We start from the raw sequence: 20,456 nt of genomic DNA on the forward strand, positions 1-20,456 counted from the left end.
GAGATGGACCGGGTCTTCGTAGAATATTACGAGGAGGAACTGTCCCACATACGCGGGCTGGCGGCGGAGTTCGCCGACATGCATCCGGCGGTTGCCCGCAATTTGTCGCTGGATACGGTGCCGTGTCCCGACCCCTATGTCGAGCGGCTGCTCGACGGCGTCGCCTTCCTCGCCGCGCGCACGCGCCTGAAGGTGGATGCCGAGCGCTCGCGGTTTTCGCGCAGCATCCTCGACGTGCTTTATCCCGATCTCGTCACGCCGGTGCCGGCAACCGCCATGGTGGTGCTGAAGCCCGGCCAGCAGGTGCAGACAATGCTTGCCGGCCACGTCGTCAAGCGCGGCACGCGGCTGGTCTCCAGCCTGCAGGCTGGCCTGTCGACACGCTGCACCTTCACCACCGCGCAGGACATGACGCTGTTTCCGATCGCGATCAGTTCGGTCGGCTATTTCCAGGACCGCAGCGCGCTTGCCGCCGCCGGCATCGGCCCGATCGCCGGCAAGGCCGGCGAAGCGGCACTTCGCATCACGCTGGCGCGGACCGGCAAAGGCAAGCTCGACGAACTGGCGCTCGACCGGCTCGACTTCTATTTCGCCAACCGCACCAAGGCGCCGCTGATCTTCGACGCCATCTTCGGAGTCTGCTCTGGTGTCGGCGCTCGACCGGAAGGCAAGACCAATCCATTGTCGCCGCTACCGCCGCCGGAGATGGTCGGCATTGCCGATGCCGAGGCGCTGATGCCGCGCACGCGGCCGACCTTCGAAGGCTACCGCCTGCTGCGCGAATATTTCATGATGCCCGAGCGCTTCCATTATGCGCGCGTCACCGGCTTGCTGCCGGTCGTGCGTAAATGCCAGGCCGGGCTCGAAATCGTCTTTTTGTTCAGGCGTCCCGTGCCCGAGCTCGCCGACCTGACGCCGGCGGATTTTGATCTGTTCGCGACGCCGATCATCAATCTCTTCGAGCGCGAGTGCAACGTCATCGAGCTCGACCAGCGCAAGACGCGGCAGGTGTTGCATGCCGACCGTACGCGGGCGCGCGACTTTGAAATCTACCGGGTCATCCGCGTCGAGGACGCCGATGCCGAGGGGCCCGATGCCGAGATACCGGAGCTGTTCAGCCTCGGGCAAAACCGCGGCAGCGGCTGGGTCTATTCGACCGAGCGGCGGCCGCGCCGGCCAACCGAGGACGAGCGGCGCCAGGGGGTGACCCGCACCTCCTATGCCGGCGACGACGTCTTCCTGGCGATCTCGCGCCCGGTCCACAGCCAGGCCAACAGGCCGCTCAAGCGCGTCGATATCATGGCGCTTTGCACCAATCGCGACCTGGCCATCCTCGACGACACGCCGACCCTGACGCTGGAAGCCGGCGACCCTGTGGAGACGGTCCGGCTGCTCGGCGCATTGCGTTCGCCGCAGCCGGCGATCCCGGCAGCGCTGCCGACCGGCGCCGACGGCGAGTCGCGCGCCGACGACCTGGCCTGGCGACTGGTGTCACAGCTGGCGCTCAACTTCCTCAGCCTGGCCAAGGAAGGCCGCGGCGTCGATCCGCTGCACGCGCTGCTCGATCTCTATGCCGAGCGCGGCGACCCCGGGCTCGCCCGCAATGTGCGCTCGATCGTGCGCATCGACTCGCGCGCGGTGATCGAAAGGCTGGCGATCGAAGGGCCGATGTGCTTCGGCCGCGGCACGGAAGTGACGCTGCATGTCGACCAGTCGGTGCTGGCGGGACAGAGCACTCTGCTGCTGTCGGGCCTGCTGTCGCGGCTGTTTGCCCGCCATGCCGGCATTAACGGGTTCGTGCGCACGCGCACGCGGTTGCTCCAGAAACAGGAGGATGTGCCATGGCCGATGACGCCCGGCAATCGCTACCTGATCTAGAGCGAGCCGCAACCCTGTCCGAGAGTTTCGACTTTTTCGAACTGCTGCGCCGGCTCGAACGGCAAGGCGGCCTGTTCGGCCATTCCGGCCGGCCGGACCGCGAGCCGGCAAGGCTCGGCCAGAATGTGCGGCTGTCCTTCGCAGTGCAGGACGTGGTGGATTTCCGCGAGCCGACGGACAAGTCGCCGGCACGCGTCACGGTCAACAATCTCGGCCTGCTCGGACCCGAAGGGCCGATGCCACTGCATCTGACGCGCTGGGTGCTCGATCGCCTGTCGCAACGCTGGTATGCCGGCGCCGAGGCGCGGCAGACGAGCGACACGACCTTCGTCGATTTTGTCAATATCCTGCAGCACAGGATGATCGCGCTCTACTATCGGGCCTGGGCGGATGCGCATCCGGCTGTGCAGGTCGAACGCGGTGTCGGCGGCCGCGTCCGTTCCATGCTGGAAGCGATGGCCGGCATCGGGCTGCCGGGCACGCAGGATGCCGAACTCGATACAGTAAAACTTCGCCAGGCCGCCTCGCTCGCTGCCCAAGTCGACGGCCCCGAGCGACTGACGCTGTTCCTGGCCGAAGCCTTCAAAGTGCCGGTGGTGCTGAAGGAGTTCGTCGCGGCCTGGATGACCATCCCCAAGGCGCTGCAGACGCGGCTTGCCGGCAGCTATGCCACGCTCGGCCGCAGCGCCACCATCGGCCCGCGCAGCTTCAGCCGGCAGAGCCGCATCGAGCTGCGCATCGGCGCGCTCAGCTATATCGATTACAAGGCCTTCCTGCCGGGCGGTGAGCGGCTGAAGCTGTTGAAGCAGGCGGTGCGCGACCTGATCGGCGAGACCATCGATGTCGATCTCAGGATCGTGCTTGCGGCAAAGGCAGTGCCGCCGGCGAAGCTCGGCACCGTCCAGCTTGCCCGCACCACCTGGCTGGCGCGACCGGTCGAAAAGGGGGACGCCGACGACATGCGGTTGCGGACCATCGTCGGCTGGCGGGAAGAGGTGGCGGCATGAGCCTGCTTCTGACTCTCGAACAGGGACCACGCGCGCAAGTCACGCGGCAGGCGCGGCTGGACGAGGGCGAGCTGGTAATCGGCCGCAGCGCCGACGCCGACTGGCAGATCAACGATCCCGACATGTTCGTCTCGCGCGCCCACTGCAAGATCACCAGCAAGCAGGGCGGCTATTTCGTCACCGATACCTCCAGCAGTGGGTTGTTCATCGACGATGCCGCCAGCCCGCTCGGCGCGGGAAATACCGCGCGCCTGCAAAGCGGCATGCGACTGCGACTGGGCGACTATGTGGTGTGGGTCGATTTGCAGACGGCGAAGACCGAGGCGCCGGCCTCCAGGCCTTCAGCGCCTGCCAGTAAGCCGGCGGCGTCGCGGGCGCCGGTCAGCCTCGGCGGCGACGATTTCTTTTCGTCCACCACGGAAGAAGAGCCGGGACGGCCACGCCCTGCCAACCTGCCCGATCCATTCGAAAAGCCGGTGCCCGGCGCATTCGCGCGTGCGCGGTCCGATGAACGCAGCTCGCAGGCGTTCGACGATCCGTTCAGCCTCGACCCTGTGGCAACGCCGGTGGCCGAGACCGCCCCCGACAAGGGTGTTGGCAAGCCGCTGTTCGACGATCCCTTCGGCCTCGATTCCGCACCGCTGTCGAGAGAGCCGAGCAGATCCAGTTCCGAGCAGCCGCCGGCCGACGATGACGGGTTTGGTTTTGGCCCGGCCGAGTCCACCAGTCTCGACGCAGGCGCGACGGATGGCGGCGCAGTGGATGCGCCCTCGCCTGCCCCGGCGCCCTGGGATCTGCCGGTCCGCGCGGCCGAGGCATCGCCACAGCGGCCACCGCCAACCCCGCCTCCACCGCCACCACGTGCTCCTGTCCGGCAAGCTGCTGCGCGGCCGTCGACCGGACAGGCGGACGCGGAATTGCGCGCCGCTTTCCTGCGCGGCATGGGCATGGACGAGTCCGATTTTCCCGGCAGCGATCCGGTGGCCGACATGGAGAAGTTCGGCCGCGAATACCGGCTGATGATGGAAGGGTTGATGCAACTTTTGCGCAAGCGCGCCGAAGAGAAGGGCAACGCCCGCGTCGCCCAGACCGTGGTTGGCGCGTCCGAGGTCAACCCGCTCAAATTCCTGCCTTCGGTCGACGATGCTCTGGTGACCATCCTGGCCGAGCGCAGCCCCGGTTTCCTCGGCGCCGAAGCGGCGATCAAGGACGCGGTGCGCGATCTGGCGCAGCACCACGTTCGTGCCTGGCGCGGCGTGCAAGGCGCGCTCAAGCGCATGATCGACCGCTTCGATCCGGCGGCGATCGAGCAGGAACTGAAGTCGAGTTCGGCGATCGGCAATCTGCTGACCGGCGGGCGCGGCGCAAAACTCTGGGAACTGTACCAGAAACGCCACCGTGAAATCGCTCACAGCGCCGAGACGCGCTTTCTGGGCGAAATCGGCGCTGATTTTAGGGACGCATATGAGGAGGACTGAGAGATGATCGACAGACGCGAATTCATTCTGGCCATCGGGGCTACGGGACTGCTGACGGCTTGCCAGAGCGGCCCGCCTAAACCGTCCGTCATAACGGTCAATTTGGCCGGTGGGGCCGGCATGAACCCGGGACCGGGCGGCGGCGACAGGCCGGTAACGGTAATGGTCTTACGGCTGAAGAGCACCGGCGCCTTCAATTCGGCCGATTATTTTGCCCTGCAGGGCGGTGCCGGCGCGGCACTTGGCGGCGATCTCATCGGCTCCGACACGATTTCCGTCGGACCCGGCAAGACCGCATCGAAGACCATCACGGTCGAACCGGAAGTGGCCGCACTCGGCTTCGTCGCGCTGATCAGGGAACCCACCGGACGCAACTGGCGCACGACCAAGTCGGTGTCGCCGGGATCGAAGTTCACCGTCAATGTGAAGCTCGGCAGCGGCGGCATTTCCGCCTAGCGGCGGCGGGTCCGCAAAGCCGCGCCAAGGTGATGAGCAGGAAGCAGAGAGTGCCGGCATGAGCGATGCAAACAGGGTGCTGTGGTCGGAGGGGCTTTTCCTTCGCACCCAGCATTTCCAGCAACAGGACCGCTTCTTCGAAGCGACGGTGCGCGGCGCCTTGCAGGCCGGGCATCTGCATACGTTCGGCTTTCGAACGTTGACGCTTGATCAGGCACAGCTCGATGCCGGCCAGATCTCGGTGCTTTCGGCGCGCGGCATCTTTCCCGACGGGACGCCGTTCGCGATCCCTGAGACGATGGATGCGCCGCGGCCGCTGGCGGTAACGCCGGAAATGGGCGCGGGACCGGTGCTGATCGCGCTGCCGCTCGAACCGCCCGGCGGCGTCGGCTTCGACCCGGCTCACGCCGAGCCGTCCGGCGCGCGCTATCGCGGCCGGATCGTGTCGGTGCGCGACGCCGTGCATGGCGGCTCCGATCCCGAGGAAATCGAGATCGCACGGCCGCAGGCGCTGTTGCTGGCGCCGGGCACGGCCGTCGGCGGCTACACCGCGCTGCCGGTGGCCGAACTCAAGGGCGTGCGCGCCGATGGCGGCGTGGCCTTGGACGACACCTTCCTGCCGCCGACCTTGGTCATCGGCGCGGCGTCCTGGTACAGCCGCCTGCTGCAGGAAGTGGTCACCGGCCTCGACCAGATCGCCGAGGCGCATGGCAAGATGGTGCTGGGCGGCCCCGGCCGCAGCGTCGAGGATCTTCTGATCCTCAATTTGGTCAACGCCGCGCGGCCGCGGCTGGCGCACATGCTGGCGCAGGACGTGTTCCATCCGGCCGAGGTCTATATGGAGCTGGCCGGCCTTGCCGGCTCGATGGCGACCTATGGCTCGAGTGCAAGGCGGCTCGGCGAACTGCCTGTTTACGACCACATGGCGCCAGGCCCGGCCTATTCGGCGCTGGCCGACGCGCTACGCTCCCTCATCCTCAGCCTGCGCTACATCGAGCCGAAATCCCGCGCCCTGCCGGTCATGCGCCATGCGACCAATGTGTGGAAGATCCGCATCGACAACCCGAAACTTCTGGTGGCGAGCCGCATCGTGGTGCGGATCGGCTCCGAACTGTCGGAGGATGCCTTGCGCAAGATTTTCGTCAACCAGGCGACCGTCGGCTCGGCCAGCGAATTCGAAGGGCTGTGGAAATCACGCCTGCCCGGCATTCCGCTGAAGCCCCTGCATTCGCAACCGCGCGAAATTCCCTATGACGGCGACCGGCTGTGCCTCGAACTCGACCAGAAAAGCGAGCACTGGGCCTCGCTGCTCGAAGCGCCCGGTTTCGTGATCGGCGTTTCGGGCGTGCTGCCCAGCGAACCGCAGGTCGACTGCTACTCGGTCAACAGGTGAGATGATGAGCAGGGACGATCCATTCGGACTGTCCGAGGATCGGGAGCGGACGCGCATTCGGCTGAGCGGAGCGCCAACGCCGCGCGCCATGCCGCTGCCGGCGTCAGGGGTGACTGCGAAACGCTCCGCGCGCGCGCATCCGAACGTGCTCGTCAACGCGTTCTCGCCGCTGCTGGAATTTGCACCCGAACTCGAAAACGCACAGCCGCCGGAGAACCCGGAAGCCCTGCGCACCAGGCTGCTCGACGAACTTGTGCGCTGCCGCGACACCACCATGGCGCAGGGCTCCTCGCTCGAGCGCGCCGACCAGGCCGCGTGGCTGGTGGCTGCGTTGCTCGATGATCTGGCGCTGAATACGCCGTGGGGCGGAGCCAGCGCGTGGCCACGCCAGCCGCTGGTGGTGATGCTGCGCGGCGACGTCGATGCCGGCGCGCAGTTCTTCGCCCGGCTCGAAGAGCTTGAACGCCATCCCAATCGCGACCGCGAAATGCTGGAGTTGCAGTATCATTGCATGGCGCTCGGCTTCCGCGGCAAATATCGAGTGCCGGGCCGCTCCGGCGACCGTTCGCTCAATGCCGTGCGTGTGGCGGCCGCGCGTTTCCTGCGCGACAGCGACGGCGAAGGCGCACCGCTGTCGCCCAACTGGAAAGGCGTGATCGCGTCCGATGAACCACAACGTTTCATCGTGCCGATCTGGGTGATGGTTGCGGCAGCGGCGGTGATCGCGACGGCCATCCATATCGGCCTGTCGATGAGCCTGAGCAGCCAGGCGGTCGAGCTTTCGGCGCTGGTGCGCGCACTGCCGCCGCCGACGCGTACGGATGTAACCCGCGCTTCGCCGAAGGTCGACGCGCCGCCGCCGGTGGCGGTCGATTTCGCGCTGCTGCCGGAATTCCAGGCGGCGGCGCCGGACGAGCTCAAGAGAGCGCTGAGCGGCACGGAGAGCGTGTCGCTGGCGCGGCTGGTCATCCAGGCCTCCAATCCCGAACTCTTCCAGTCGTCGCGAGCACAGCTGACAGACGGCTTCGATCCGCTCATCGCCTCGGTCGCCAAGGTGATCCTCGAGAATCAGGAGTTGATCGGCGATATCACCGTGGTCGGCCACACCGACGGCGTTCCCTTGCAAAAGACCAACCCACTGTCCACCAACCAGCGGCTGTCTGAAGCCCGCGCCGCGGAAATTGCCGATATCCTGGTCCAGAACGGCGTGCCTAAGGAGCGCGTGCGCTCCGAAGGCCGGGCCGCCACCGATCCGGTGGCCGACGACGGCACACGCGAAGGGCGGGCCTTGAACCGCCGCGTCGAAGTGCTGGTCGAAAAGAGGCTGTGACATGTTCATCCTGCGCTTCCTCTGGGCGGTCCTGACTTCGCGTTTCCTGTGGACGCTGATCGGCCTGGCGCTGCTGTCGCTGATCATCTGGGTATTCGGCCCGATCGTACGGGTCGGCGACTATGTGCCGATGGCGTCGGAGACGGTGCGCATCGTCATCATCGCGCTTCTGGTGATCTTCTGGCTGATCTGGCTGATTGTCGCGCAGCGCCGCGCGATCCGCGCCAACCGCATGTTCGTCGCCGAGATTTCCGCCCCGGTCGAGGAAAAGCGGCTCAGCCCGGGCGAGGAAAACGTCGCCGCGGTCGGCGCCAAGTTCCAGGACGTCATGGTCGAGTTGAAGCGCCGCAAGCTCGGCGGCCGCAAGTTCCTGCGCGAGATGCCGTGGTATGTGATCGTCGGCCCCCCGGCGACCGGCAAGACGACGGCCTTGCGCCAATCCGGCCTCAACTTTCCGATCGACCTCACCGACGATCTGCAGGGCATCGGCGGTACCCGCAACTGCGACTGGTTCTTCTCCGAAAACGCAGTGATGATCGACACCGCCGGGCGCTATGTCCAGCAGGAAAGCCAGCCCGATGTCGACGCCGTGGAATGGCTGGGTTTCCTCGATCTGTTGAAGAAGCATCGTGGCCGTCGTGCGCTCAACGGCGTCATCGTCGCGCTTGGGATCGACGCGCTGTCCGAGGGCGACGAAGCCGTCAAGGCGCATGGCCGCAAGATCCGCAGGCGCCTGGCCGAACTCGAGGAGCGGCTGGAGATCCGCTTGCCGGTCTATCTCATGCTGACCAAGGCCGATCTGATCAGAGGCTTCGAGGCCTTCTTCGGCGGCCTGTCGACGGCGGCGCGCGAACAGGTATGGGGGACGACCTTCCCGCTCGATGCACGCGTCGACGCCAAGACGATCGCGGGCGAAATCACGACGCTGTCGAGGGAGCTGGAAAAGCGGCTGGTGCCGCGGCTGGAGGATGAGGACAAGCTGGCCGAACGGGCCGAGATCTTCCGCTTTCCCGCACAGCTGCAAAGCCTGTCCGAGCCGATCCAGGTGCTGGTCGAGGCGATGTTCGGCGAGAGCCGCTACGAGGAGGCAGCCTGGCTGCGCGGCCTCTATCTCACCTCGGCGACCCAGGAAGGCGCGCCGATCGACCGGCTGACCGCGGCGCTCGCCTCCTCCTTCGGCCTGCCGGCACGACGCACGATGCCGGCGCAGCGTTTCGAGAAGCGCAGCTTCTTCCTCAAGAACCTTTTGACCGAGGTGATCTTCAAGGAGGCCGGGCTCGGCACCTTCGATCCTGTGGCGCAGCGCCGCCGCAGCTGGATCTGGCGCGGTGCCGCCGCTGCCTGCGCGGCTGCGGCCATACTCGCCGGCGGCCTGTTCACCTGGTCCTACTACGACAACCGCAACGCCATCGCCGCGCAAGCCGGCCAGTTCGAAGCACTGCAGGCGCCGCTGACGTCGGCCGCCGCGACGCCCGCCTCGGTGCTGCAGCCGGCTATGGACGTTGCCCTCAACGCCATGGACGAAGTCGCCAATGCCAGGACTGCGCCTCCGAACAAGGCACAGGACCTGCTCGGACCATCGGCTTCGGCCGAGATGATGCGGGCGCAGACCGACACCTATGACCACGCTCTGCGCAACGTGCTGGAGCCGCGCATGGTGGCGTTGCTGGAAGCGACCATGTGGCGGCAGATCCGCGATCCGGACTTCATGCTGGGCGCACTCAAGACCTACCGCATGATGACCGGTCTGTCTCAGATGGACTCCGACTTCGTCGAGAATTGGTGGGTGAACGACCTGCCCGAATTCGCGCCGGCCGCGCCCTTCCCGACCGCCGATGCCGAAGAACACCAGTTGGCCGCGATCCGGCGCATGGCGGTCGACGACAGCTACATCGCGCCCGACCAGGCGCTGGTCGCCGAAGCGCTGAAAACGGTCTGCACGATCTCGCTGCCGGCGCGGGCCTACAAGCAATTGCTGGCCGATCCGGCGGTGGCCGGATTGAAGGAATGGATCCCCGCCAATTTCGCCGGGCCGAATGGCGCCAAGGTATTTTCGCGACGCTCCGACAAGACGCTGCGCGTCGGCATATCAGGCGCCTTCACCTATGACGGCTTCCACGACGCGATCCTCGACCGGGTCGAGGATGTCGCCGCCCAGGCGGCACTCGACCGCGCGGTGTTTGCCGGCGGTTGCTCGGAAAATTCCGAGACCTCGGTGTCGGCACTGTCGGAAGATATCCTGAAGCTCTACTATGACGATTACATCGCGCAGTGGGACAGTTTCCTGCGCGACATGCGGCTGGCGCCGCTCAGCGACCTCAACATTGCCAGCGAGAATCTGAAGGACCTTTCCAGCGCCGATTCCGCGCTCAAGCGGCTGTTGACGGCGGTGGTCCAGGAGGTCGACCTCACCCGCTCGGACGAGGCGCCGACCGACGACAAGGCGGCGGCGAAGGGCGGCTCGAAACTGCTGGGCAAACTCGGCAAACTGGGCAAGATCGTCAAGACCGGCGCCAAGCTGTTGCCGCGGGCAGGCTCGGCGAGCGAAGTCGACCTGACCGGCACGCTGGTGGCCGAACACTTCAAGCCGCTCAAGAGCACGATTGCCGAGGTCGACGGCCAGCCGCCGGCGCTCGATGCCGCGGTCGTCGCGCTGACGGCGCTGTCCAACGTGCTGCAGACGGTGACCGCCAATCCCGACCCGCAGGACGCGATCAAGAAACAGGGCGGGCTTGCCGAACTGACCGGCGCCGTCGCCCGCCAGGCGCAAATCCTGCCCGACCCGGTCAACACCTGGCTGAGCGGCATTGCCGGCGACACCAGCGGGTTGACGCAGAAGGCCGTGGCTTCCGAGCTCAACGCCATCTGGCGCGCCGACATCCTGCCCTTCTGCCAGGCCGCGCTCAACGACCGCTATCCGTTCAGCCCCGACAGTGCCGTCGACGTCAACGTGCGCGACTTCGCCCGCCTGTTCGGACCGGCAGGGATGATCGACGGCTTCATCAACGACCATCTGATCGGCTATGTCGACACCTCGGCGCAGCCTTGGAAATGGCGTGCCGATTTCGGCCTCGACCCATCGGCGCTCGCCGCCTTCGAGCAGGCGCGGCGCATCCGCGACGATCTCTTTCCCGGCGGTCAGGGCCCGGTGATGGCCTTCACGCTCGAGCCGACCGACCTGTCGCCCAACATCACCCGCGTCACCCTCAACCTCGACGGCCAGAACCTGGTCTACTTCAACAATGCGACGCGGCCGCAGCCGATGACCTGGCCCGGCAAGGACGGCACCGGCGTCATCTCGCTCGCCTTCCAGCCGATCGACGGCTCGCCCGAAATCATGCTCAACGAGACCGGCAGCTGGGCGTGGCTGAGGATGCTGCGCGCAGGCCGCTTCACCGGCACGTCGCTGTCCGACGTCTACAGCCTGCGGCTCGGAACGAAAGGCATGTACGCCGACTTCAAGCTCAAGGCGGCGAGCGTGGAAAATCCCTACAACCTCCAGATGTTCAAGAAATTCTCATGTCCGCCGCAGATATGATCCTGCCCGGCTTCTACGGCAAAATGCCCGCCACCGGCGACTTCGTGACGCGGCGGCTGAAGGGCGAATTCGTACGGCTGTGGGACCGCTGGCTGGCGCAGCATCTGGTGCCATTGTTTGGCCAGGACATCTGGGCCACTGGCACCGCGCTGCGCTTTCTGGCCGGCACGAATTCCTTCGGCGCTTCGGCGGGCATCATCGTGCAAAGCGCCGACAAGGTCGGCCGGAAATTCCCCCTGAGCGTCGTTGCCCAGCTGCCTCAAGCGCCTGTCACGCTGACGCATGCCGAGGCATGGTTTGCGGGGATAGAAGAAGCGGCCATCGCCGCCCAGCAGGGCGAACTGACGCCCGACGAACTGGATGCAGCTTTGGCGGCACTGCCTGTTCCGTCGGTCGAGCCGGGCGAGGAACTGATCGCCGACATGGTGATGTGGACGGCGCATTCCGACATTTTCGACATCGACCCGCAATCGCCGCAAACGACGCTGGAGACAATCCTCGCCGGCAGTTGGGAGACCAGCTGATGAGGGTGAATTCGACGATGTGTAAAACACGGCACAGACGCAGACCCGATCGATAATTATGTCCAGCGCAGCCAAGGGCCCGCTGTTTTATCACCGTGTAAGGATGTGTGGTTTCGAATGTGGATATTGTCCAACCATACGCCATTCGCCGCCCAGGAAAGCTGGACGCGTGACGAGCGCGGGCACGAGGTCTGGCTGATTGCGATCAAGGCGTCGTTCGAGATCGATGCCGACGGCAAACAGCGGCTGTTGAAGGAGCAGACGCCGGTCAATTTGGCGCCCGTCTATGGCGCGGATCCGAATGAGCTTCTCGACGAGACGGATCTCAATCTGGAGAAGAAGCACACCGACATTCTGGTCGAGGGACATGTGTATACGCCCGGTGGTCGTCCGGGCGTCGAAAGTGCGGCGCGCATAAAAGTCGGCGACGTCGACAAGACCGTCCATGTGGTGGGCGACCGCGTCTTCCTGCCCGGCGCGGTGTCGGTGCGGATGAGCCGGGCCGAACCCTTCACCAAAATGCCGATCAGCTGGCGCCGGACCTATGGCGGCACCGATATAGAGGCCCCGAAACCGGACTGGGACCAGCGCAATCCGGTCGGCATCGGATTTGCTGTAGATCCGCAGCGGCTGATCAGCAAGACGGGGCCTAACTTCGAATATGCCGACGCGCCTTATCGCGATCATAGAAGCGGCAAGCCGGCCGGTTTCGGTCCGGTGGCGCGGCACTGGCAGCCGCGCATGAAACACGCCGGCACTTATGGCGCGGAGTGGGAAAAGACGCGCGATCCACTTTTGCCCAGCGATTTCAGCCGCATGTATTATCAATGCGCACCGGAGGATCAGCAGACCAGGGCTCCGCTCATCGGCTACGAAGATGTGCGGCTCGGCAATTTCACCGCCGATGGCTTCCTGCAGTTTCTCTTGCCGCGCATCACGTTCGATATGACGACCGAGTTTTACAATCGCCCGGACCGCAAGAACGGCGAAGCCATCATCCACACGCTGCGCATCAAGCCCGATCTCAGGCAGTTCTCGATCACCTGGATGTCGACCCTGCCGGTGCCTTACGACGAGGAGCGCCTGAACACCACGAATCTGCGCATCAGAAGGCGTACCGGATTTTCGCCAACAATCGCGGCGACAGGCGTCTGGCAGGCGAAAGAAAGAGAATGACGACCAAAAGAGATACGATCGTCGTGGTCGGTGTAGGAGCCCGCACGCCGCTGGGTTTCGACACGGCCTCGAGCGCGGCGGCTGTCCGCGCCGGTATCTCTGCCATTCAGGACCATCCCTACATGATCGACCGGTTCGGCGAGCGGATGAAGGTCACTCGTGACATCGGCCTCGATGATGGTCTGCGTGGACCTGACCGGGCCGTCGAGCTAGCAGTATTCCCGGCCCTTGACGCGCTACGGCCGTTTTTGGAATTGGGCCACTCAGCCGAGGTTACGTTGATCCTGTCCACCGGTGAGCCCCGGCCTGGCCAGCCTGATGGCTTCGCCGCGCAAGTCGATATGCGACTGCGCAAGCGGTTGGCTCAGCATGTCGTTCTGGAAGGCGGTGGCTCTACCGCGGGCGGCCATGCCGGGGGCCTGATAGCGATCTACCACGCTTGCAAGTCGTTGCGTGAAGGCAGGACCAAATTCTGCCTCGCCGGCGGCGTCGATACTTATCTCGAACCGGAAACTTTGGAATGGCTTGACGAGAACGAGCAGCTTCATTCCGAAGGCAACATCTATGGCCTTTGCCCAGGCGAGGCGGCGGGCTTCACTCTGCTCACGACGCTTGCCGTGGCGCGTGCCCACAGGCTTCACCCGTTGCTGGAAGTCGTCGGCTCCTCGATCGCGAGTGAAGAGAACAGGATCAAGACCGAGACGGTCGTATTGGGCGAAGGTCTCGGCGCAGCCTTCCGTTTTCTTTTCCAGGATGCGCCGATCGACAAGGTCGACCGCATCATCTGCGACATGAACGGTGAGCGCTATCGCGGCAATGAATATGGGTTCGCGGTCATCCGTAATCCCGGCCGTTTCAAGGATGCCGCCGATTTCGAGACGCCCGCCGATTGCTGGGGCGACGTCGGCGCAGCGTCGGGGCCGCTGTTCGTCAGCCTGATCACGGAAGCCGAAGCGCGCGGTTATCAACCTGGCCCGCTGTCACTGATCTGGGCAAGCTCCGAAAATGGCGCCCGGGCAGGTGTCTTGCTCGGTGGACCGAGAAAGGTTGCCTGATGCCAAGCCACATCACGGTCAACGGCCTCGGGCTAACCTACAAAGGCACTATCGGCCTCTCGATAGCGACGATCCCGGACGTCTGCAAGACACCCAGCCCCGGTGGACCGATCCCCCTGCCCTATCCCAATATCGCGACGCAAAGCACACTGAAGGACGGAACGACAACCGTCTTCGCCAAGGGCGGCAAGATGATCGCCGTCAAGGGCTCGCAGTATGGGATGAGTTCAGGCGACGAGCCAGGCACGGTCGGTGGCGTGAAGTCCAACGTCTTCAAGAAGGCGACGGACTGGATTACCTACTCGTTCGACGTGAAGATGGACGGCAAGAATGCCTGCCGGCATACAGATAAGAAGTTCCACAATGACAAGAATACGGTCAATTTAGCTGGCGATCTTGACCCTCTTCCACCTGGCGGACAGGCACTCCTTGACATTGTTTGCGAGTGCCACAAACACATTGACGATGTCGATGCCGGTCGATCTAGGAAGGCTACTTGTCCTGAACTCGGAGAGCAGAAGCATTCCTGTGTGGATGCCGGGTGCCGTTTGCATAATGCGCAAGGGAAAACACCGAAATTACAGGCCGAGGAATGCTACAGTGTGGAGACAGGCGACCATATTCCGAACGTTTCCCGTCAGTGCCCACCTAATGTGCCGTTCTGGCAACATCGCAGATGGCTGTCTGGAAAGATCTTTCCAGATGGGGCAATTCTCGATGCTAATGGGAAAGTTGATCGATTTACCGAGTACAAATTTCAATGTCCGAAAGGCACGCCGGTTGCCTATGCCAAGGCGACCGGAGCTCCAAGGGGCCTATCTGAAGGAACAACCCCGCAGACTTGGACCCCGGCAAAATTTAATAAGAAAGGCGTCATGAAAAAGGCCGATCAGCGCACCAGGACTGTTGAACTCGGAGCGAAACAGAAACCACCGGTCACCAACCCACCACTTTTGCTCACAAGCGAGATGTGCAAGTGATGAACCTCGACCAGTTGAATCATGTAGTTACCATGCGTTCCGGAGATTATCTGGCGGTACGCCCGGGGCTTTCGATATGCCTTTTTTACGCAGAACCAGCTTCTGAAATCAGCGCTGACGTTGCACGGATACTTGAAGCCTATATGGACTTCATCAAACCGAACTACTTGAATTCCTACCTGGCCACGGACGGCGCTTGGAAATCCGCGAAATCTAAGGTCTTCAGCTCTACCCTTGAGAATCTTAGAAGGGTCAAGAAGGGCAACTTTGCTGAGTTTCATTTCGGTCAAGAACCGAATTCAAACGTTGGAGAATTCGGAGCGCATTATAAGGCGGGGCCACTCAACGACCCCTTTTTCGATCGTTCGACTAATGTCCTTCACCTGGAATTTCCACTTTATTACGCTGAGGAACCACAAGCGGCGAGGCTAGCCAGCTTCGTTGAGCAACTTATACGATTCAGAATGCCGGATTCTGGCTATTGTGGGTACGCGTTTAAGCACCTCTTTATGACGTTCACTGACCAAGCCTTCGCCTTTATCGCATCCAAGGCGATGCGCTTTGTAGGATTCGATGTGCCAGAAGACGCGGTAAGACTTTGGGCGCGAGGTCATGTTTACAATGTTTCTTGGATAACTTTGCTTGGTCCGAATATCATGAGGAAACTTGGTGGAAGCGACGGCTTGCGACGCGCCCTCGCAGCTTCTCTCAAGGTCACGGAAATCAATGGCGGCCTTCTGATACAGTCGTCGGAAAAGCCTGTTGCTGGCGACGTAAACCGAGGGATGAAAGACATTGAGCCTATGGTTCAGCTTGCCACGGTGACAAAGCCAGCCAGAATCGAGGTGGCCAACGTTGGACCGAGCATTCCAGACTTTGCCGAACGGTGGCTTAGTCGCTTCGATTCATTAAACAATTGAGCGCTTAAAGATATGGATCGGCCATTTCCCGTTTCGTTTTCCCCGAACTCGTCCCCTCGCGAGTTGAACGTAATTGTCGAATTCACGGATATTCCAACGGAATTCGCCATGAACTCTCTTAACAACGATGTTCTCTCTGTTTTCGCCAACTTGGCAGATCACGGGGGCCTATCTGGAGACTCAATTTACCCTGGCGCTTTTCAAGGACTGACATGGAGAGTTACGCTTTCACAACGTTCCGCACAATGCTCCTTACAAAATCTTATTGTTGACCCTTCATCGCACTTTATACTTGTAAACATGCTTCACTGGTTTCACATCAAGGTGTCTTCTCTCAGATCGGCTTTCATTCTATGGCCTCCTGAACAAGTAGTTAAGGACGCGTCATTTGTTGAATTCCCGAGCACATTTCCAAAATTATCTTTTAATCAAAGGATCGATGAAATATCCGACGAGTTCGATATAGAGGTCGATCTAGACGGCTTAGCTAGTGATGATATACTTAAACAATTTGTAGATGTAGTTGATATCTGGTTCATGGCAACACACCGCGGTGCATTTTCCAGCGACACTTTCGAGCCGTCAGCATCTGGAGTTTTCCCGGGGGAAGATATCGATATAGAGCCCGATAGCCTAATTTGGTACGTCGATCGATTCCGAACACAGATGGAAGCTCTGGACAGCCTGTTGAATATCTTTGAATGGCTTCATCACAATATATTTCGAATCAAGGAAGTTACTATCAGCCGATAGAATCCGTCGCGTGTAATATTTTTACAGCAGATTGCAGAGTTGACCCCACTCTTTCACCTTGTCCGATATCGGAACTCTAGCACTGTCATCTCCGAAATGATCCTCGAAAGCCTGGCCAATTTGGCTCGGTTCGGCGGTGAAGAGATCCGCCGCGCGCGCCTCGGGAAACAGCTCCAGAAACGCGGCGCCCGCCGGCACGGCCAGCGCCGGTGCGCGCATCTGGTGGATCAGCCAGTGCAGGACTGCGCGGTCACTCAGCATGCCGGCGCCGCGCACGGCCAACGGCGCGGTTTCAGGCGATTTGAGCAATCCTCCCATCCAGGCCCGTACATCCTTGTCGGGCGCCGCTTTGACCGCCGCACGCAACGCCGTCATTGCGTCGGGGCCGCCGCTAACCGCCACCTTGCGCAGCGCGGGACTGGCGAGGTCGCCGGAGCCGAGTTCGGCCAGCGCCCATGCGGCCCAGAAGCGCGGCTGCTCTTCAGCATCCTCCAGCGCCGTCCGTAGATCCGGGGCAAGGTCTTTGCGTTTCAGCTTGCCGGCGAGGCGCAGGCCGGCGGAGCGCACACGCGCATCCGGATCGCGCACAAGCCGCGTCAGCATCTGCTTGGGATCGACGCCGTGCCCGAGGCAGGCCGACACGCCGAGAAATCGCTTGAACGCATCCTGCGCGCCGATCCAGTCCCGCACCTCCGCGGCGATGGTTTGCGGCTTGTGCCAAGCCAGCGCGCCGACCAACCCACGTGCATCGTCCTGGCTTTTTCGGCCGAGCTCGACAGCCTCTGCCAGACGGCCGCCGTCGCACTGCTCGATCGCCATCCATGCGTAGAGGAACAGTTCGCCCTTTTCGGGGAAGTCTTCATAGGCCGCGACGACGAACGGCCAGGCGGCCGGGCCGGCGATGCGCAAACCATCGAGGTTGGCTTCCATGCGCCGGTCGACGCCGGCGACCACATGAAGGTCCGGCGGATCGTCCATCATCAGCGTGTCGCGCTGCGCCCAGAAGAAGGCGGCCTGCTCGGCGTGCTGCCTGACGATGTCAGGAACGATTGGCCGTTCCGGCGCGCCTTTCAAATTTTGACTGCGGGTCGCGGCCATCATCAGTTCAGGTCGATCGAACCGCCGCGGATACGATTGGCGGCGCTCGCCTGGCTGGTGACGTAAGTGCCGCGAATGGTGATGCGGCCGTCCTTTTCCATGATGATCGTCGCCTTGCCACAACGCAGTTCGATACGCTCCTCGCCGATGACGCGAACGCGCTCGCCGTCGCGCACGATTTGCGGCGCACCGGTCTTGCGCGCCGGCTCGACGATGCGGCCGACGATCAGCGGCTTCATCGCGTCACCTTCCTGAAACAGCAAGGCCACTTCGGAGCCGATCATGTCGGCTGTCAGCTCGGACAGGCTTCGCGCGGGTAAGGCTGTCTCTTCCGGGTTACCGGGGAACACCACCAGCGGTGATGCATCATCATCGAAACCGAGAAAGATTCCTATCACCACACCGTCAATGCGTTCACGAACGTCACTCATCGTTGGACCTCAATTCTCGCTTATCTTCGAGCCCTTCATGGTGATGTCGCTGGAAGCCTTGATGCTGATCTTGCCCGACGCCTTGACCGAGATATCCTTGCCTTCGATCGCGATCGTGCCATCTTTTTTCATCATAATTTTTGCTGACCCAGTCTGGATCAGTATCTCGTCGCCCGCGTCGATGACCAGCTTCTTGCCGATTTTGATGGTGCCATTGCCAGTGACCGAAATGGCACTGTCTTTGCCAACGGAAAGCGAATGCGCGCCCGCCACGGATGTCGAATCGTCCTTGCCCACCGAAGCGGTGCGTCCACCGCCGACCGTCGAGCCTTGATCCTTCGCGATGCTCTCGGTGTGGCCGCCGCCTATCGACACGCTCTGGTCGGAAGCGATCTGCCAGCTGTCCTTTGCGCCGATGCTGTGGCTCTGCCCTGCACCAACCGTCACCGAGCGCGAAGCGCCGATGGTGTTAGTCTGGACGGCACCGACGGTCCTGGTCTCCGCCGCACCGACGCTGTCGACCCGCGCCGCGCCGACCGTCACCGTCTGGACGATCGCAACCGTCTGTGTGTGATTGGCGCCGATCGTCTCGGTCGAGTTCGAGCCGATGTTGATCGTTTCATCGACCCCCACCGTCAGTGAGCGGTTCTTGCCCACCGTCTCGGTGTCGTTCGACCCGATATCGGTGGTCTGGTCGACACCGACCTTGACCGTCTTGTTGTTGCCGACGTCCTCGTCGAGGTTGTGGCCGACGGAGTGCTTGGCGTCGTGGTCGATGCGGTCGGACTGGTCGTGCTGGACCAGCTTCTGGCGATCATTCTTGATCAGAAGGTGGTGGTCCTTCTGCGCCTGGAAGTTGACCAGCTCGGAGCCGGCCTTGTCCTCGAACATCAGTTCGTTGTAGCCGCCACCGCCCTTCGACGAGTTGGACTTCCAGCCGGACTGCGTGGCGTTGCCAGGCAGTCCGTAGGGCGGCATCTGCGAGGCGTTGTAGACCCGGCCGGTGATGATCGGCAGGTCCGGATTGCCTTCGATGAAATCGACGATAACTTCCTGGCCGATGCGCGGGATCTGGATGAAGCCCCAGCCGCTGCCGGCCCAGGTCTGCGACACCCGCACGAAGCAGGAGCTCTTCTGGTCCTTCTTGCCGAGGCGGTCCCAGTGGAACTGCACCTTCACCCTGGCATATTTGTCGGTGAAGATCTCCTCGCCGGACGGACCGACCACGGTCGCCGTCTGCGGCCCGCGCATGATCGGCCTTGGCGTGATGCGCGGCGGCCGATAAGCAACTGAGGTCGGCGCCACACCGAGCACCACCTTGAAATTCTCGCCATCGGTGTCGACGCCGGCGCGATAGCCCGGATCGAACAGCCGGTACTCGGCGCTGAGCACCAGATAGTCCTTGTTCTGGTCGTCGCGCGGAAAGCCGTCGAGCTTGAAGGTGCAGCCGGAAAACAGGCCGCGCACCGTGCCGACGGCGGCAATGCGCAGGTGTGGCGCCTGGATTTCTTCGCGCCTGATCGCCGCCAGGCTGTCGCCGCGCCCGACTTCCAGATGCGCGCCGGGGTGGCGATAGTTCTCGCCCGCGGCCTGCTTGTGGCCGAAGGGCTGCTCCGACTTCGCCATCAAATCGGCGGCGGGTTTTTCGAAGTCATAATCGGTGTGGGCATAGGCGCCGGGGCGCACCGCGCTGCCTGGAATCCAGTCGGTGATGTATTCGACGTCGCGGCGCGAGCCCTGCCCTTCGAACTGATATAGCACCGTCTCATAGCCCGGCGCCGGCTTGAGCTTGCTCATGGCGTCGGCCAGGATCAGCGTGTGCTCGCCCTCGGCATGCTCGAAGAAGTACATTATGCCTTCATGCTCGAGCAGCCGCTGCACGAAATCGAGGTCGCTCTCGTCGTACTGCACGCAATATTCGCGCGGCGGATAGGAGCCTTGCAAGCGCTTCTCGAACTTGGCGATGCCGCCATATTTGGAGAAGATCTCCTCCACGATCTCGACGGCAGTCTTGTCCTGGAAAATGCGGCAGTCGGTGGTATTGCCGAGGAACCACAGCCACGGCCTGACGACCGCCTCGTAGTGAGCCAGCCGATCTTCGATGCGGGTAAGGCGAAACTCGGCGATGAGGCCGCTGAACCAGCGCTTGGGGTCGGCCTCGCCTTCGATCGAAACGGCGCCGCCCAGCATCTTCAGCGGGTCGATATCGGCATTGGTCGAAACAAATCCAACGGTGTAGGCAAGGCAGCGGCTGATCTCGTCGCGGCCGACGAGATGCGTGAAAGTCAACAGTTCGGCGCCGACCGGCGTCTGCACAAGCGCGGCGCGTTGTTCACTCGGCATGGGTCGTGCCCCTCCTGAGCGCTAGTGTGGCAGGTTCGAAGCCCTTCTTGTGTTAACGACCTCACGTTCAGGGATATTTCGCAACTTGCCACCCAA

16 protein-coding genes are annotated in these 20,456 nt (G+C 63.0%); 13 read left to right on the forward strand and 3 right to left on the reverse strand.

Annotated features, from left to right (window positions below):
- Window positions 1-3: 3 nt before the first annotated feature.
- From tssF to NKH38_RS05290, 13 genes are all read left to right on the forward strand, one after another.
- A complete protein-coding gene (tssF, locus tag NKH38_RS05230) occupies window positions 4-1,878 on the forward strand; it encodes a type VI secretion system baseplate subunit TssF (RefSeq protein ID WP_023754028.1) in 1,875 nt (624 codons plus the stop codon).
- Window positions 1,842-2,885, forward strand: coding sequence for a type VI secretion system baseplate subunit TssG (tssG, locus tag NKH38_RS05235; protein WP_023673712.1), 1,044 nt, complete (start codon window positions 1,842-1,844; stop codon window positions 2,883-2,885). Before tssF ends, tssG begins: the two co-directional genes overlap by 37 nt.
- Entirely contained in the window at window positions 2,882-4,363 is a 1,482-nt protein-coding gene (tagH, locus tag NKH38_RS05240; RefSeq protein WP_352762539.1) for a type VI secretion system-associated FHA domain protein TagH, read from the forward strand. The genes tssG and tagH overlap by 4 nt, the downstream gene beginning before the upstream one ends.
- Window positions 4,364-4,366: 3 nt before the next feature.
- Window positions 4,367-4,819 (forward strand): type VI secretion system lipoprotein TssJ, encoded by a 453-nt coding sequence (gene tssJ, locus NKH38_RS05245; protein ID WP_352519182.1) that lies wholly within the window; start codon window positions 4,367-4,369, stop codon window positions 4,817-4,819.
- 58 nt (window positions 4,820-4,877) lie between these two features.
- Complete coding sequence (tssK, locus tag NKH38_RS05250) at window positions 4,878-6,212, forward strand: type VI secretion system baseplate subunit TssK (RefSeq protein ID WP_023709959.1); 1,335 nt, start codon at window positions 4,878-4,880, stop codon at window positions 6,210-6,212.
- A 4-nt stretch (window positions 6,213-6,216) separates the two neighbouring features.
- Entirely contained in the window at window positions 6,217-7,542 is a 1,326-nt protein-coding gene (icmH, locus tag NKH38_RS05255) for a type IVB secretion system protein IcmH/DotU (RefSeq protein WP_352762543.1), read from the forward strand.
- Between the two features lies 1 nt (window position 7,543).
- On the forward strand, window positions 7,544-11,080 hold the full coding sequence (gene tssM, locus NKH38_RS05260; RefSeq protein WP_023729246.1) for a type VI secretion system membrane subunit TssM: 3,537 nt from the start codon (window positions 7,544-7,546) through the stop codon (window positions 11,078-11,080).
- Entirely contained in the window at window positions 11,062-11,604 is a 543-nt protein-coding gene (gene tagF / locus NKH38_RS05265) for a type VI secretion system-associated protein TagF (protein WP_023729245.1), read from the forward strand. Before tssM ends, tagF begins: the two co-directional genes overlap by 19 nt.
- A gap of 117 nt (window positions 11,605-11,721) precedes the next feature.
- The gene (locus NKH38_RS05270; RefSeq protein ID WP_352762547.1) at window positions 11,722-12,780 is read left to right on the forward strand and encodes a DUF2169 family type VI secretion system accessory protein; all 1,059 of its coding nucleotides are present in this window, start codon (window positions 11,722-11,724) and stop codon (window positions 12,778-12,780) included.
- Window positions 12,777-13,835 (forward strand): beta-ketoacyl synthase N-terminal-like domain-containing protein, encoded by a 1,059-nt coding sequence (locus tag NKH38_RS05275; protein ID WP_023729243.1) that lies wholly within the window; start codon window positions 12,777-12,779, stop codon window positions 13,833-13,835. Before NKH38_RS05270 ends, NKH38_RS05275 begins: the two co-directional genes overlap by 4 nt.
- A complete protein-coding gene (locus NKH38_RS05280; RefSeq protein WP_023729242.1) occupies window positions 13,835-14,815 on the forward strand; it encodes a DUF4150 domain-containing protein in 981 nt (326 codons plus the stop codon). The genes NKH38_RS05275 and NKH38_RS05280 overlap by 1 nt, the downstream gene beginning before the upstream one ends.
- On the forward strand, window positions 14,815-15,735 hold the full coding sequence (locus NKH38_RS05285; protein ID WP_023729241.1) for a type VI immunity family protein: 921 nt from the start codon (window positions 14,815-14,817) through the stop codon (window positions 15,733-15,735). Before NKH38_RS05280 ends, NKH38_RS05285 begins: the two co-directional genes overlap by 1 nt.
- A gap of 108 nt (window positions 15,736-15,843) precedes the next feature.
- Entirely contained in the window at window positions 15,844-16,488 is a 645-nt protein-coding gene (locus tag NKH38_RS05290; RefSeq protein WP_352762551.1) for a hypothetical protein, read from the forward strand.
- A 21-nt stretch (window positions 16,489-16,509) separates the two neighbouring features.
- Here the strand turns inward: NKH38_RS05290 and NKH38_RS05295 are convergent, their stop codons facing one another.
- Genes NKH38_RS05295 through NKH38_RS05305 form a run of 3 tightly spaced genes read right to left on the reverse strand, consistent with a single transcriptional unit; the run spans window position 16,510 to window position 20,360 of the window.
- Entirely contained in the window at window positions 16,510-17,589 is a 1,080-nt protein-coding gene (locus tag NKH38_RS05295; protein WP_352762553.1) for a HEAT repeat domain-containing protein, read from the reverse strand.
- Window positions 17,589-18,017 (reverse strand): DUF6484 domain-containing protein, encoded by a 429-nt coding sequence (locus NKH38_RS05300; RefSeq protein ID WP_023729239.1) that lies wholly within the window; start codon window positions 18,015-18,017, stop codon window positions 17,589-17,591. The genes NKH38_RS05295 and NKH38_RS05300 overlap by 1 nt, the downstream gene beginning before the upstream one ends.
- Window positions 18,018-18,026: 9 nt before the next feature.
- Window positions 18,027-20,360: a type VI secretion system Vgr family protein gene (locus tag NKH38_RS05305; RefSeq protein ID WP_023729238.1), complete on the reverse strand. Its 2,334-nt coding sequence runs from the start codon at window positions 20,358-20,360 to the stop codon at window positions 18,027-18,029.
- Window positions 20,361-20,456: the final 96 nt, after the last annotated feature.

The organism is Mesorhizobium sp. M1078 (assembly GCF_040318615.1).
GTDB lineage: Bacteria > Pseudomonadota > Alphaproteobacteria > Rhizobiales > Rhizobiaceae > Mesorhizobium.

Bases quoted from the DNA above. Each gene is read 5' to 3' on its own strand.
- NKH38_RS05275 (WP_023729243.1), top strand. From the start codon at position 12,777: ATGACGACCAAAAGAGATACGATCGTCGTGGTCGGTGTAGGAGCCCGC.
- NKH38_RS05300 (WP_023729239.1), bottom strand. From the start codon at position 18,017: ATGAGTGACGTTCGTGAACGCATTGACGGTGTGGTGATAGGAATCTTT.
- NKH38_RS05295 (WP_352762553.1), bottom strand. From the start codon at position 17,589: ATGATGGCCGCGACCCGCAGTCAAAATTTGAAAGGCGCGCCGGAACGG.
- NKH38_RS05280 (WP_023729242.1), top strand. From the start codon at position 13,835: ATGCCAAGCCACATCACGGTCAACGGCCTCGGGCTAACCTACAAAGGC.
- icmH (WP_352762543.1), top strand. From the start codon at position 6,217: ATGAGCAGGGACGATCCATTCGGACTGTCCGAGGATCGGGAGCGGACG.
- tagH (WP_352762539.1), top strand. From the start codon at position 2,882: ATGAGCCTGCTTCTGACTCTCGAACAGGGACCACGCGCGCAAGTCACG.
- tssG (WP_023673712.1), top strand. From the start codon at position 1,842: ATGGCCGATGACGCCCGGCAATCGCTACCTGATCTAGAGCGAGCCGCA.
- tssK (WP_023709959.1), top strand. From the start codon at position 4,878: ATGAGCGATGCAAACAGGGTGCTGTGGTCGGAGGGGCTTTTCCTTCGC.
- NKH38_RS05285 (WP_023729241.1), top strand. From the start codon at position 14,815: ATGAACCTCGACCAGTTGAATCATGTAGTTACCATGCGTTCCGGAGAT.
- NKH38_RS05305 (WP_023729238.1), bottom strand. From the start codon at position 20,360: ATGCCGAGTGAACAACGCGCCGCGCTTGTGCAGACGCCGGTCGGCGCC.
- tssJ (WP_352519182.1), top strand. From the start codon at position 4,367: ATGATCGACAGACGCGAATTCATTCTGGCCATCGGGGCTACGGGACTG.
- tssM (WP_023729246.1), top strand. From the start codon at position 7,544: ATGTTCATCCTGCGCTTCCTCTGGGCGGTCCTGACTTCGCGTTTCCTG.
- tssF (WP_023754028.1), top strand. From the start codon at position 4: ATGGACCGGGTCTTCGTAGAATATTACGAGGAGGAACTGTCCCACATA.
- NKH38_RS05270 (WP_352762547.1), top strand. From the start codon at position 11,722: ATGTGGATATTGTCCAACCATACGCCATTCGCCGCCCAGGAAAGCTGG.
- NKH38_RS05290 (WP_352762551.1), top strand. From the start codon at position 15,844: ATGAACTCTCTTAACAACGATGTTCTCTCTGTTTTCGCCAACTTGGCA.
- tagF (WP_023729245.1), top strand. From the start codon at position 11,062: ATGTCCGCCGCAGATATGATCCTGCCCGGCTTCTACGGCAAAATGCCC.